At 38.8% G+C, this 13,957-nt stretch carries 11 protein-coding genes; 10 read left to right on the top strand and 1 reads right to left on the bottom strand.

From position 1 onward, the window contains the following. Positions 1-100 precede the first annotated feature (100 nt). The 10 genes from kdpA to ACWNCI_RS00165 all read left to right on the top strand — a co-directional run bounded on the left by kdpA (position 101) and on the right by ACWNCI_RS00165 (position 10,855). Complete coding sequence (kdpA, locus tag ACWNCI_RS00210) at positions 101-1,795, top strand: potassium-transporting ATPase subunit KdpA (protein ID WP_449386689.1); 1,695 nt, start codon at positions 101-103, stop codon at positions 1,793-1,795. A 145-nt stretch (positions 1,796-1,940) separates the two neighbouring features. Next, complete coding sequence (kdpB, locus tag ACWNCI_RS00205) at positions 1,941-3,980, top strand: potassium-transporting ATPase subunit KdpB (protein WP_449386688.1); 2,040 nt, start codon at positions 1,941-1,943, stop codon at positions 3,978-3,980. A 103-nt stretch (positions 3,981-4,083) separates the two neighbouring features. Further along, positions 4,084-4,632, top strand: coding sequence for a K(+)-transporting ATPase subunit C (kdpC, locus tag ACWNCI_RS00200; protein WP_449386687.1), 549 nt, complete (start codon positions 4,084-4,086; stop codon positions 4,630-4,632). Between the two features lie 14 nt (positions 4,633-4,646). Continuing rightward, positions 4,647-5,732 (top strand): porin, encoded by a 1,086-nt coding sequence (locus ACWNCI_RS00195; protein WP_449386686.1) that lies wholly within the window; start codon positions 4,647-4,649, stop codon positions 5,730-5,732. A 107-nt stretch (positions 5,733-5,839) separates the two neighbouring features. After that, a complete protein-coding gene (locus ACWNCI_RS00190; protein WP_449386685.1) occupies positions 5,840-6,949 on the top strand; it encodes a sensor protein KdpD in 1,110 nt (369 codons plus the stop codon). A gap of 5 nt (positions 6,950-6,954) precedes the next feature. Next, the gene (locus ACWNCI_RS00185) at positions 6,955-8,670 is read left to right on the top strand and encodes an ATP-binding protein (protein ID WP_346986249.1); all 1,716 of its coding nucleotides are present in this window, start codon (positions 6,955-6,957) and stop codon (positions 8,668-8,670) included. 48 nt (positions 8,671-8,718) lie between these two features. Beyond that, entirely contained in the window at positions 8,719-9,234 is a 516-nt protein-coding gene (locus tag ACWNCI_RS00180) for an STM3941 family protein (RefSeq protein ID WP_449386684.1), read from the top strand. 259 nt (positions 9,235-9,493) lie between these two features. Beyond that, positions 9,494-9,892, top strand: a complete 399-nt coding sequence (locus tag ACWNCI_RS00175; RefSeq protein ID WP_346986250.1) for an immunity 22 family protein — start codon at positions 9,494-9,496, stop codon at positions 9,890-9,892. Positions 9,893-10,038: 146 nt separating this feature from the next. After that, positions 10,039-10,695 (top strand): hypothetical protein, encoded by a 657-nt coding sequence (locus ACWNCI_RS00170; RefSeq protein WP_449386683.1) that lies wholly within the window; start codon positions 10,039-10,041, stop codon positions 10,693-10,695. Positions 10,696-10,705: 10 nt separating this feature from the next. Further along, complete coding sequence (locus tag ACWNCI_RS00165; RefSeq protein ID WP_346986252.1) at positions 10,706-10,855, top strand: FEKKY domain-containing protein; 150 nt, start codon at positions 10,706-10,708, stop codon at positions 10,853-10,855. A 145-nt stretch (positions 10,856-11,000) separates the two neighbouring features. Here the strand turns inward: ACWNCI_RS00165 and polA are convergent, their stop codons facing one another. Then, complete coding sequence (gene polA / locus ACWNCI_RS00160; RefSeq protein WP_449389472.1) at positions 11,001-13,838, bottom strand: DNA polymerase I; 2,838 nt, start codon at positions 13,836-13,838, stop codon at positions 11,001-11,003. Between the last annotated feature and the right edge of the window lie 119 nt (positions 13,839-13,957).

Raw genomic sequence — 13,957 nt, 5'->3', positions numbered from 1 at the left:
TAAAATATAAATTATGTGGAGTTTATTTTTCCTTTCCATCCTTGCCTTCGGGTACATTTGCTATGTCTTAATGAAACCTGAAAAATTTTAATCTGAAACAATGAATACAGAAATCTTAGGCATTATTGTCATGTTTGCCATTACATTAGTTATCGGTATTTTTTTAGGAAAATATATTGCTGATGTCTATGGCTATAAAAAAACTTTCTTAGATAAAATCTTTCAGCCCGTTGAAAATGTGATCTATAAAATTTCAGGCATCAATCCAAATAAGCAGATGACCTGGAAACAGAATATGTTTGCCATGCTCACCATTAATGCAGTTTGGTTCGTTATCGGATTTTTTATTTTGCTGAATCAGTCCTGGCTTCCCCTGAATCCCGACGGAAACCCGGATATGTCTCCCGATCTTTCTTTCAATACCGCCATATCCTTTTTGGTCAACTGCAATCTTCAGCATTATTCCGGAGAAACCGGGGTCAGTTATTTAAGTCAGTTATATTTAATGTTCCTGCAGTTTGTAACGGCAGCAACAGGAATGGCTGCCATGGCTGTTCTATTCAAAGCTTTTAAAGACAAAACGACTACAGAATTAGGTAATTTCTATGACTTTTTTACAAGATCAGTCATCCGGATTTTAATTCCGCTAAGTATTGTTGTAGCGTTCATTCTTTCTGCTAACGGAAGTCCGATGACCTTCGAAGGAAAAGACCATATCACTACGCTGGAAGGTCAGAAAGCTGAGGTTTCCAGAGGTCCGGCGGCAGCATTTATCGCCATCAAACATTTGGGAACCAACGGTGGTGGATTTTTCGGGGCCAACTCCGCACATCCACTTGAGAATCCTAATTACCTTACCAATATGACTGAAATGATTGTACAAATGATTATTCCTTTCGCTTTGGTCTTTGCATTAGGTTTTTATCTAAATAAAAGAAAACTGTCATGGACTATTTTTACCGTAATGACGATCGGTTTTCTGGCCTTAACCATTCCGAACATTATAAACGAAACCAACGGAAATCCTCTGATTACCCAAATGGGAACCGATCCTCATCTCGGGGCCATGGAAGGTAAGGAAATCCGTTTTGGAAGTGCGTCTTCGGCCTACTGGAGTATTGCGACAACGGTCATTTCCACAGGCTCCGTCAATGCCATGCACGACAGCACCATGCCTTTATCGGGAATGAATGAGCTGCTGGCCATGATGATCAATTGCTTCTACGGAGGCTGCGGCGTAGGGATTCTGAACTACTTTATTTTCATCATTCTTGCCGTATTTATCAGCGGACTGATGGTAGGAAGAACCCCGGAATTTTTAGGAAAGAAAATCGAAGCCAAAGAAATGAAAATTGCCATGATTGTCGCTTTATTCCATCCGTTTTTAATTTTAATGGGAACAGCTTTAACCGCCTATCTGCCGGAATTCGGAGCAAAAACACTGAACAATCCGGGATTTCATGGCTTTAGTGAAATGCTGTATGAATTTACTTCCTCTTCCGCAAACAACGGATCCGGATTTGAAGGCTTGGGCGACAATACGCCATGGTGGAATATTTCTACAGGAATCGTTTTGCTCCTGTCAAGATTCATCCCGATCATCGGTCCTATTGCTATTGCAGGACTCCTTGCTCAGAAGAAATACATTCCTGAGAGTGCCGGAACCCTGAAAACAGATACCGCTACCTTCGGATTCATGACCTTAGCCGTTATCTTGCTGATTGCAGCATTATCTTTCTTCCCGGCATTGACTTTGGGACCAATCGCAGAACAGTTACAATATTTTTCTAAATAATTAATTCAACCATTAAGATCTTATAAGAATAGTAAGTTCATAACTCATTAAGCTTTAAAATATTCAAAGAATATTTTCTTAATTCAAACTTAACTCCTTAATAAATCTTAATGGTTCAAATAAAAAATAAAATCATTCAAAAGCAATGAAAAATCAGTCACAGACATTATTTCAGAAAGATCTGGTTAACGAAGCCATCCAACAGTCTTTCGTTAAGCTGAATCCGAAAATCATGGTAAAAAATCCTGTCATGTTCCTGGTGGAAATAGGAACAGTGGTGATGCTCATCGTAAGCTTGTTCAGCTTAACCGGTGATCGGTCGCAAGGCAGTTTCAGTTATAATTTCTTAGTGTTTATCATCTTATTTTTCACCGTCCTGTTTGCCAACTTTGCTGAAGCCATTGCCGAAGCAAGGGGAAAAGCCCAGGCAGATACTTTAAGAAAAACCCGTGAAGAAACCCCTGCCAAAGTGGTCATGAATAACAAACAGGGATTCCAGGTAGAAACTGTCCTTAAAAAATCAGCCGAGATGAAACTGGGAGATATTTTCCTATGCGAATCCGGCGACCAAATCCCGATGGACGGAGAGATTATTGAAGGACTTGCTACCATCGACGAATCGGCTATTACCGGGGAAAGTGCTCCTGTAATCCGCGAGGCAGGAGGAGATAAAAGTTCAGTAACAGGTGGCACAAAAGTACTTTCCGACAGGATCAAAGTAAAAGTAACCACCAAACCGGGAGAATCTTTTCTTGACAAAATGATTGCCCTGGTAGAAGGCGCTTCAAGACAGAAAACACCGAACGAAATCGCACTCACTATATTATTGGCCGGGTTTACGCTGACCTTCATCATCGTTACCGTTACCCTGAAACCTTTTGCAGATTATGCGCAGACGCCGATCACGATTGCGGCATTTATTTCACTTTTCGTTTGCCTGATTCCTACAACGATCGGCGGTCTGCTGTCTGCTATCGGTATTGCGGGAATGGACAGGGCCTTAAGAGCCAACGTCATCACCAAAAGCGGAAAAGCCGTGGAAACTGCCGGAGATATTGATGTTCTCCTTTTAGATAAAACCGGAACGATCACTATCGGTAACCGTAAGGCAACACAATTTCATCCTTCAAATAATATCGAGTTGAATGAATTTATCAAAGCTTCTGCATTAAGCTCAGTAGCTGATGAAACGCCTGAAGGGAAATCGATCATTGAATTAAGTCAGCTGAAGCCTGAAGAACTCCTTGTTCCGAATCCTGTGTACATCGATTTCACAGCAGAAACAAGAACGTCAGGAATTGATTTTGAAAACACAAGAATCCGTAAAGGTGCTTACGATACCATTAAAAAGATCACTGAAAAAGCAGGAAATAATTTCCCGCAGGAAACTCAGGAAGCCGTGACCAAAATTTCTGAAAACGGAGGAACGCCTCTGGTAGTTTCAGTCAATGAAAAAGTATGGGGAGTGATTGAACTTCAGGACATCATCAAAACAGGAATTCAGGAACGTTTCCAACGGTTGAGAAAAATGGGTGTAAAAACCGTAATGGTAACAGGAGATAATCCTTTAACCGCGAAGTTTATTGCTGAAAAAGCCGGCGTTGATGATTTTATTGCCGAGGCAAAACCGGAAGATAAGATGAACTACATCAAAAAAGAACAACAGGAAGGAAAGCTGGTCGCCATGATGGGAGACGGAACGAATGACGCACCCGCCCTTGCCCAGGCCGACGTAGGTGTTGCGATGAACAGTGGAACACAGGCAGCCAAAGAAGCCGGTAATATGGTAGATCTCGATAATGATCCCACGAAACTAATCGAAATTGTGGAAATTGGAAAACAATTATTGATGACCAGAGGAACGCTTACAACCTTCAGTATTGCGAATGATGTTGCCAAATACTTTGCGATTATTCCTGCGTTATTTATCACTTTCATTCCGGCTCTTCAGAAGCTGAATGTTATGAACCTCCACAGCCCTGAATCGGCGATTTTATCGGCCATTATTTTTAATGCGATCATCATTCCGATCCTTATTCCGTTGGCTTTAAAAGGGGTGGCTTATAAACCGATTGGGGCAAGTGCTTTATTAAGAAGAAATCTTTTAATCTATGGACTGGGAGGAATTATTGCACCATTTATAGGGATCAAGCTCATCGATTTAGGAATCAGCCTTTTCTTTTAGGCCGGAAGCCTGAAGCAGGAGGCTGGAAGTGAATACAATTCCGTTTTAACTTCCATCATCCCTCTTCCATCTTCAAACAATTAATTCAAAAATTTAAATCAAAATGAAAAATCATATTATATCCGCATTAAGACTGACTCTTGTCATGCTTGTGATTGTCGGAATTTATTTAGGCATCGTTTACGCAGGTTCCAAAGTTTTACCGACTCAGGGAAATGCGGAAATCATCCATTATAAAGGGCAGAAATTTTACGCCAATATCGGGCAGGAATTTAAATCTCCGAAATATTTTCACGGCCGCCCGTCTGCGGTAAACTATAATGCGGCCGGAAGCGCCGGAAGCAATAAAGGCCCGAGCAATGAAGAGTATCTGCAAATGGTTCAGAAAAGAATTGACACCTTAAAAATGCAGAATCCGGAAATGCATGATGTAAAAGTTCCGGTAGAGCTTGTAACTGCCAGCGGAAGCGGACTGGATCCTGACATTTCTCCCGAAGGTGCTTTTTATCAGGCAAAAAAAATTGCCAAAGAAAGAAATATTTCAATTGAAAAAATTAAAAATCTTATTAACAATCAAACAGAAAAATCGCTTTTCGGACCGTCTAAAGTAAATGTTCTGAAACTGAATATTGCACTTAACGAATTACACTAATTTTGTATAAATCCATGAAAAAATATATTATTGCCAGTTTTATTTTAGGAATATTTTTCCCAAAAGCACAGTCGGCAGATTCTGTAAAGACGAATAATAAAATCAATTTTTCTGCATATGCAGAATTATTCTATACTTATGATTTTAACGAGCCATCCAATCATATCCGTCAGAATTTTTTATACTCCTACAACCGTCATAATGAAGTGAATCTGAATCTGGGCTTAGTAAAAGGTTCTTATCAGGACGAAAATTTCAGAGCAAATCTGGCATTGATGGCTGGAACATATGTCCAAGATAATATGGCTGCGGAACAGGATGCACTACGATACGTCAATGAAGCCAATATCGGAGTTAAAATTTCAAAAACTCAAGATTTATGGATCGATGCCGGAATTATGCCATCTCACATTGGATGGGAAAGCGCAATCGGGAAAGACAATATCAACCTTACCAGAAGCCTTGCCGCTGAAAATTCACCGTATTTTGAAACCGGAGCCAAGATCTCCTATACTTCAGATAGTGGAAAATGGTTTCTTAGCGCACTGGTACTGAACGGCTGGCAGCGTATTGCCAAACCGGAAGGAAACCAAACGATTTCATTCGGCCATCAGCTTACCTACAAACCGAATGAAAAAATTACCCTGAGCAGCAACTCTTTCATCGGAAATGATAAAGCCAAAAGTGAGAAGAGGATGAGGTATTTTCATGATCTTTACGGAAATTTTCAGCTCACCAATCAGTTTTCAACAACATTGGGATTTGATGTCGGGGCCGAGCAGAAAGAGAAAGGAAGTGAAGGTTATAACCTGTGGTATTCCCCGAATATTTTATTGAAATACCAATTAAACAATCAATGGGCACTAGCCGGCAGAATCGAATATTACAGTGATAAAAACGGAGTTATCATTAATACCCAGACACCAAACGGTTTTCAGACTTTCGGCTATTCTCTGAATCTCGATTATGCAATTTCTAAAAATGTCGTTTTCCGGACGGAAGCAAGAAGTTTCAGTTCTAAAGATGCCATTTTCATAAAGAATGATGAATTTAAAAAAGGAGATTTTTTTATTACGTCAAGTCTTTCTGCCTGGTTTTAAGGAATAGATGAATTATTGTAAGAAATAGTTAAACCTACCAGGTTTCAAAAATCGGTTAGGTTTGAAAATGTATGATTACAAAATTTAAATTAAAAAAAATAAAACCCATGTCGTCAGCGAAAGATTTTTTAGAACTTATTCAGAAATCCAGGAAAGGGAAATTTAAAATTTACATCGGAATGAGTGCGGGTGTAGGAAAAACGTTTCGGATGCTCCAGGAAGCGCATGCGCTCTTGCGAAACGGAATTGATGTAAAGATAGGATACATAGAAACCCACGGAAGGGAAGAAACCCAAGCGCTGGTGGAAGGTATTCCCGAAATTCCGAGAAGATCGTCATTTTATAAAGGTAAAAATCTGGAAGAAATGGATCTTCAGTCCATCATTAACAGTCATCCCGAAGTCATTCTTGTAGACGAGCTGGCGCATTCCAATATTGAAGGTTCTAAGAATAAAAAAAGATGGCAGGATGTGCTGGAAATTCTGGATAATGGCATCAACGTGATCAGTGCTGTGAATATCCAGCATATTGAAAGTTTAAATGAAGAAATAAGAAAGATCACCGGAATTGAAGTTTCAGAACGTATTCCCGACAAAATTCTAGGGCTTGCAGATGAATTGGTGAACATCGACCTTACGGCAGATGAGCTTTTGACACGTCTGAAAGAAGGGAAAATTTATAAAAAAGAAAAAATCCAGACAGCTTTACAGAATTTCTTTCAGAGCGGGCATATCCTTCAGCTTCGTGAGCTTGCATTAAAGGAAGTTGCTACCCATGTCGAAAAAAAGGTAGAAACCGAAATCAGAACTGAAAATTTTAAGCCTGTAAAATTTCTCGCCTGCATCAGCAGCAACGGAAAGGTGGCCAAAAATATCATCCGGAAGACAGCAAGACTTGCAAGTTATTACAACAGTCCGTGGACGGTTCTTTATATTCAGAGACCATCAGAAAGCCTTGAAAAAATTGCACTGGATAAACAGCGTTATTTAATTAATAATTTTAATTTAGCACAGGAATTGGGTGCCAAAGTGATTCGTATGAAAAACAACAGTTTACACAAAGGCATTCTGGAATATGTTGTGGAGCATAATATCACCACAGTATGCATGGGAAAACCGCACGCAAGATTATGGCAGAGGATTTTCGGGTACAGCTGGATCTACACCCTGATGAACCGTCTGAATGAACGGCAGATCGATATTATTATTTTATCCTGAAATAGATGAAACTAAAAACAAAACTTACCTTAGGTGTCGGTCTCCTCTTTTTACTGATTGTCCTGCTTTCAGTCATGGGTTCCGTTTATATCAATAAGCTGAAATCAGATACCGAAAAAATTCTTAATGCCAATTACAACAGTATTGAATTTTCCAAGAATATGCTTCTGGCGCTGGACAGAATCGGAACCGACAGCGCTGTGGCTATACAGACTTTTAAGAAAAACAACCAGCTCCAGGAAAAAAACCTCACGGAATTCGGGGAAAAAGAAGCCACCCAAAGCCTTAACTTACATTTCAACAGCTACCTGAAGTATCCTGATAATGAAAAGCAGAAACTAATCCGTGAAGATCTTGTTAAGATCATGACCCTTAATATGAAAGGGATTGAGCGGAAAAGTGATATAGCGATCATCACTGCAGAAAACGCAACATTCTGGATCGTCAGCCTAGGAACCGTCTGTTTCCTGATTGCTTTTGTGTTGCTTTTTAATCTTCCACAGACGATTGCGGAGCCTATCAGTCAGCTTACTTTCAGTATCCGGCAGATTGCGAATAAAAATTACAACGAAAGAGTTCATTTTAAAGGAAGTGAAGAATTTAATGACCTGGCACAATCCTTCAACGTTATGGCTGAAAAGCTTCAGGAATATGAAAGCAGTACGCTTTCTAAACAGCTGATGGATAAAAAGCGCATCGAAACTCTTGTCAATAATATGCACGATGCAGTTATTGGTCTGGATGAAAACCATTTTATCTACATGATTAACGATGAAGCTTTAAAAATTACGAATTTAAATAAAGAAGAAATTATCGGGAAAACCGTGCATGAAGTGGCAGTAAACAACGATCTGGTCAGGGAACTGTTGAAAAATATGGATCACCCTCAAAAAGATCCGATCAAAATCGTTTCCGATCATAAAGAAAATTATTTTGAGCAGGATGTTATTCCGATCAATATTGTAAAAACCGGAGAAAAGGAGAAAAAATACATCGGAAGAGTTATTCTTTTGAGAAATATCACGCCTTTTAAGGAGCTTGATTTCGCCAAAACCAATTTTATCGCTACCATTTCCCATGAACTCAAAACACCTATTTCGGCTATTAAAATGGGTGTACAATTATTGGAAAATCAAAAATTCGGTGAACTTAATGACCAGCAGAAAGAACTTGTGAAAGGGATTAATGAAGACGGACAGCGACTTCTGGATATTACCGGAGAACTTTTGAATCTATCACAGGTTGAAACAGGAAACATCAGATTAAATATCGAACATTGCTCTCCGAAAGAGATGGTTCAGACTGCTATTAAAAATGTTGAAAAATTGGCGGAACAGAAGAATATTTCCATTAAAACCCAGTTTGAAGTTGAAGATTCGGATCTTGTAGCCGCTGATTTTGACAAAACGGTCTGGGTGATGAATAACTTCCTAAGCAACGCCATAAAGCATTCTTTTCAGGATGAAAGCATTTCCGTACAGGTTGAAAAATACGAAACATCAATAAAATTCAGCATTACCGATAGCGGAAAAGGAATCGATGAAAAGTATCACCGCCAGATATTCGACCGCTATTTTCAGGTTCCGGGCGAACATCAAAACGGTACCGGACTCGGACTGGCCATTTCAAAGAATTTCATTGAAAAACAACATGGTGAAATCGGCGTAAAAAGCTCACTGAATCAAGGGAGTACTTTTTATTTTTTGCTGCCGTTGGTTTAGATTATTTCTATATTTTTGAGGTCAAAATACTGTTTGCATTAAAATATCATGAATGAAATCCATTTCTATTCAAGCAAAATAAAAAGTATAATTCTACTCATTATATCCTTTGTTTTTGTTTACTTTTTTATTTATTCCTATGAAGAACTTAAGTATAAAAGTTATTTTATAATAATGATGAGTCATTTTGTATTTATAATTTTTTCTTTTGGTATTATATATTCTATAATCCTTTTTTTTCGTAGAAAACCATTGCTTACTATTAATGATAATGAAATTATTATTTTCGATCCTCTCAGAAAAAAAGTATTGATACCTCTTGAGGATATAGAAAGTTTCTTTATAAGTTCAACTTCTCATAGAGGAATTAAGACACATCAAATAAATATTGTGATGAAAAATGCAAAGCTGAAAAAAAATAAAATTGTCAAAACTATTTTCCCGCAATTTGAAAATGTGCAATATGCAATACAATCTAATCTATTAAATGTTAAAACTAAAAAATTAATCATAATCCTAAATTCATATTTGAAAAATAGTAATACTTATATTGTAGAAAAATGAAACCAACCTTCTTCCCTATACCAAAGGAATTCCGTCAATGGCTTGAAGAAAACCATCAGACAGAAAAAGAACTGCTGGTAGGTTTTATGAAGTCGGATCCGGAAAACCGTTCATGACCTGACCGGAATCGGTGGATCAGGCTTTATGCTTCGGTTGGATTGACGGCGTGAGAAGATCTATTGAGGTTGGAAAAAAGACTACCCGCATTCTGATACTTGACAATATTATTTTACCTTTGGCTTTTAAAAAAAAGTTAATAATGAACACAGATATATTAGATTTTTGGGTAGGAAATTTCAACAGTGAAGAGGATTTTTATGATTTTGTAGAGGAAGACGAAAACTATTATCTCCTTGAAGAATCTGATGACATCCATATTTCAAAATTCGCGGAATCACAGGATACAGTTTGGCTTGATCACGATTTTGTAGAATACGGTTTTGAAGGCGGAAACAGAACAATCTATGAAAAGTTTGCGGAATATTCTTTTGCCGAACAATGGCTTCCGATCCTCGTCAACAGGCTCAATGAGATCAATCTTAAGTTTGAAGTCAATGCCATTATTTTCCTGAATAAAGGTCAGGTTCCGAAACCGGTTTCCGTGGAAAATGACTTTTTTTCGCTGACGTATGTGGGTGAGATTGAGTATTCTGCATAAATTAATTTTAAAACATTTAAATTGAATACGTTTCTATAGCAACAGGCGGAATTACTTCATTTGCAGCAGTTAAAAGACTATAATATCATTATGGAAAAACCTACTGATAATTGGCTATTATTAGAATTACAAAGTAACAACTAACCATGAAACAATTCAAGCTCACTGGTGGCGCGAGAATCGGAAGAGCCAACGCTACCTATCCTTTTGCAGATCTTTACGTAGATGAAAATATCCTGAAAATAAATGCTTCGCTTGTCGGCAGTCTTATTTTTCAGCCACAGGATATTATTATGATTAAACCTTACTCTGCCATTCCTCTTATCGGGCAAGGGATTAAAATTTTACACAGAGTAGACAATTACAAACAGAATGTGATTTTCTGGACAATGAAAGATCCTCAGTTTGTGATCAGCGAGATTAAACAGACCGGATTTTTGGAAAAAGCCAACTTTCCTTTAACTGAGAAAGATCAGGAGATCATCCGTCAGCAAAGACAGGGCGGATTTCCATTGAAGCCTTTTCTGCCAGTTGTCTTTATTTTGCTTTGGAACGGTCTTCTTTTATATGATTTTGTTCCTTTTTTCTTACAGAAAGATTCCGGTAGACCATTTGGATTCGGAGTTTGCAGCGCGTTAGGTTTACTTTTCCTGATGGCTTTGATGACGCTCGTTTCCGGTGGATTCAGAAAACTTATTCTAAAAGAGGGCAGAGATCTGGAAGACATTAAAAAATTTGCGATTTTTATTTTGCTGATCAGCGGAATAATGTTTGCCGCATTTTTTACCTTAGCTTTATCTTAAGTTTAAAATTATGGTTTCTAAATGTACAGGCTACGTCGATCTCATTGATATTGAAGGACAACAAAAATATGAAGAAACCGTAAAACCTTACCTCGAAAAAAGAAACGGAAAAGGCTGGGAAGAAAAAATGAATAGGGAAATCAATAACGCAATAAAATAAAAAGATCTACTATCAACTAGAGATAAATAAAAATGCTTCGACAGGCTCAGCATGACAACCCTAATACCAACTGCAATAATTTTAACAGTGAATTTGTAACGATGTCATGCTGAGCTTGTCGAAGCATCCGTATGATTTAAAATATTTAATGCGCTTCCAGCCAGTTATTACCAACCCCTACTTCTACCAATAACGGAACTTCTGTTTCAATGGCATTTTCCATTTCGGTTTTAATAATGTTGGTCGCAACTTCGACTTCATCGATCGGCGATTCAAAAACCAATTCGTCGTGTACCTGCAACAGCATTCTGGTCTGTAGCTTTTCCTTTTCCAATTCTTTTTGAATTTTAATCATCGCCATTTTCACCACATCGGCGGCACTTCCCTGAATCGGGGCATTCACGGCATTTCTTTCAGCATGACCGCGAACTACGAAATTATTGGAATTGATATCCTTTAAATGACGTTTTCTTCCCAAAATGGTTTCCACATAACCGATTTCACGAGCTCTTTTTACCTGCTCTGCCATATATTCCTTCAGTTTCGGATAGGTAGCATAATAGGCATCGATCATCTGTTTAGCCTCGCTTCTGGATAATCCGGTCTGCTCGGCAAGGGCAAATGCTCCCTGTCCGTATAAAATTCCGAAGTTTACGGTTTTAGCCTGGCTTCGCTGGATTTTCGAAACCTCTTCAAGCGGAATATCAAATAGTCTTGCCGCTGTAGAAGCGTGAATATCTTCCCCGTTCTGAAAAGCTTTGATCATATTATCTTCCCCGGAAATTTCGGCGATCAGACGCAGCTCAATTTGTGAATAATCGGCAGAAATGATCTTTTTCCCTTCTCCGGAGACAAATGCTCCACGGATCTGCTGACCTCTCAACGTTCGGATCGGAATGTTCTGAAGATTTGGATTTACACTTGCCAGACGTCCGGTTGCTGCTGTTGTCTGTGAGAAATTGGTATGAACACGATTATCCGTTTTTTCAATCTGTGATGGCAATGCATCCACATAGGTTGATTTTAATTTCTGATACGTCCTGTATTCAAGAATATGCTGAATGATCTCATGTTTGGAAGCCAGCTTTTGGAGAATATCTTCCGAAGTGGCGTACTGTCCTGTTTTGGTTTTCTTGGCTTTCGGATCAAGCTGAAGTTTTTCAAAAAGAATATCTCCAAGCTGCTTGGGTGAATTGACGTTAAATTCCTCTCCAGAAAGTTCGAAAATTTTGGCTTCCAGTTGTTTCAGATCGTTTTCCAGATCAATACTTTCCTGGGCAAGCCATTTTTCATCAAGAGAAATTCCGGCCAGTTCCATTTTAGCCAATACTTCCATGAGAGGCATTTCTATACTGAAGAACAAATCTTCTAAGTTTTCTTTTTTTAACTGTGGCGCAAAAAGTTCATACAACTGAAAGGTAACATCAGCATCTTCCGCAGCATAATCCGTTTGAGTTCTGAGATCAGCATCCCTGAAATTACCCTGGTTTTTACCTTTTTTTCCGATAATGGTTTCGATGGAAACAGGTTTGTACCCCAGATACATTTCAGAAAGATAATCCATCCCGTGTCTGCCGTCTGGGTTTAAAAGATAATGGGCGATCATCGTATCGAACATGGCGCCTTTTACGGTGATATTATATTTTTTAAGAATTTTATAATCAAATTTTAAATTATGCGCTACTTTCACAAGGTCTTCTTTTTCGAAGAACGGCCTGAAAATTTCCAGGGTCTGAAGCACTTTACCCTGATCTTCCGATAGAGGAATGTAGTAGGCCAGTCCTTTTTTATAACTGAAACTCATTCCCACAAGCTCGGCTTCCAGTTCGTTCAGAGAAGTGGTTTCGGTATCGAAACACACGACTTTCCGCTTCAGAAGATTTTGGACAAGGATCTTTTGGGCTTTAGGATTATCAATAAACTGATACAGATGATCGTTCTGTTCGATGGTCGATTTGGTGGAAGTGGCCTGATCCAACTCTTCATACGTAGCAAAAAGATCAAGCTGTCCTACTGCCTGCGCGACTTTCTGCTGTGGGGTTTCGGCAATGGTGATATCCACTTCGGCAACCACAACAGCTCCAGTAGTTGAAGGAGCAAACGCACGGTAAAGATTTTCATAGAGTCTTCTGAATTCTATTTCGTCAAAAACCTCCTTTACTTTTTCAAAATCGGGTGTCTCAAGATCGTATTGCTCCTGGTGGAATTCGACCGGCGCATCACAAATAATGGTCGCCAGCTTTTTAGACAAAATTCCCCGTTCCGCTGAAGCTTCCACTTTTTCTTTTAGTTTACCTTTCAGTTTGTCTGTGTTGGCCAAGAGAGTTTCAATATTTCCGAATTCTTTCAGGAATTTCATGGCTGTTTTTTCACCCACCCCTTCAAGCCCGGGAATATTGTCGACAGAATCGCCCATCATCGCCAGGAAATCAATGACCTGCTTGGGATCTTCAATTTCATATTTGGCCTTAACTTCTTCTACGCCTAAAATTTCAATATCTCCACCTTTCAGACCGGGTTTATAGATTTTAATTTTATCGGTAACGAGTTGTGCAAAATCTTTATCCGGAGTTACCATGAACGTAGTATAACCTTCTTTTTCCGCTTTGCAGGCAATTGTTCCGATAACGTCATCTGCTTCGTAACCCGGAACGCCTAAAATAGGAATATGCATGGCCTGCAGAATTCTGTGAATGTACGGGATCGCATTCTTGATCGCTTCAGGCGTTTCGCTTCTGTTGGCTTTATATTCTGAAAAATCTCCCGTTCTGATACTTGCTTCGCCCACATCAAAAACCACTGCCAGATGAGTCGGTTTTTCCCTTCTGATCAGTTCGATCAGGGAATTGGTAAATCCGAAAATAGCAGAAGTATCCAGGCCTTTACTGGTAAGCCTCGGATTCCTGATCAGTGCGTAATAGCCTCTGAAAATCATTGCATAAGCATCGATGAGAAATAATCTTTTATCCTGTGTTGCGTCCATAGTATCCATAAGGAACAAATATAAGAAAAAGTGTTCTTTTTATGTTGAAATATGGGAAGGATTAACAGGAGATCTTAATGAATGTAATCTGATTATTTAATATTTTAAAACCACCCTTT

The sequence above is a fragment of the Chryseobacterium lineare genome (genome assembly GCF_977014045.1).
The sequence above is the reverse complement of the archived record's forward strand: the minus strand, read 5'-3'. Positions and strand labels throughout refer to the sequence as shown.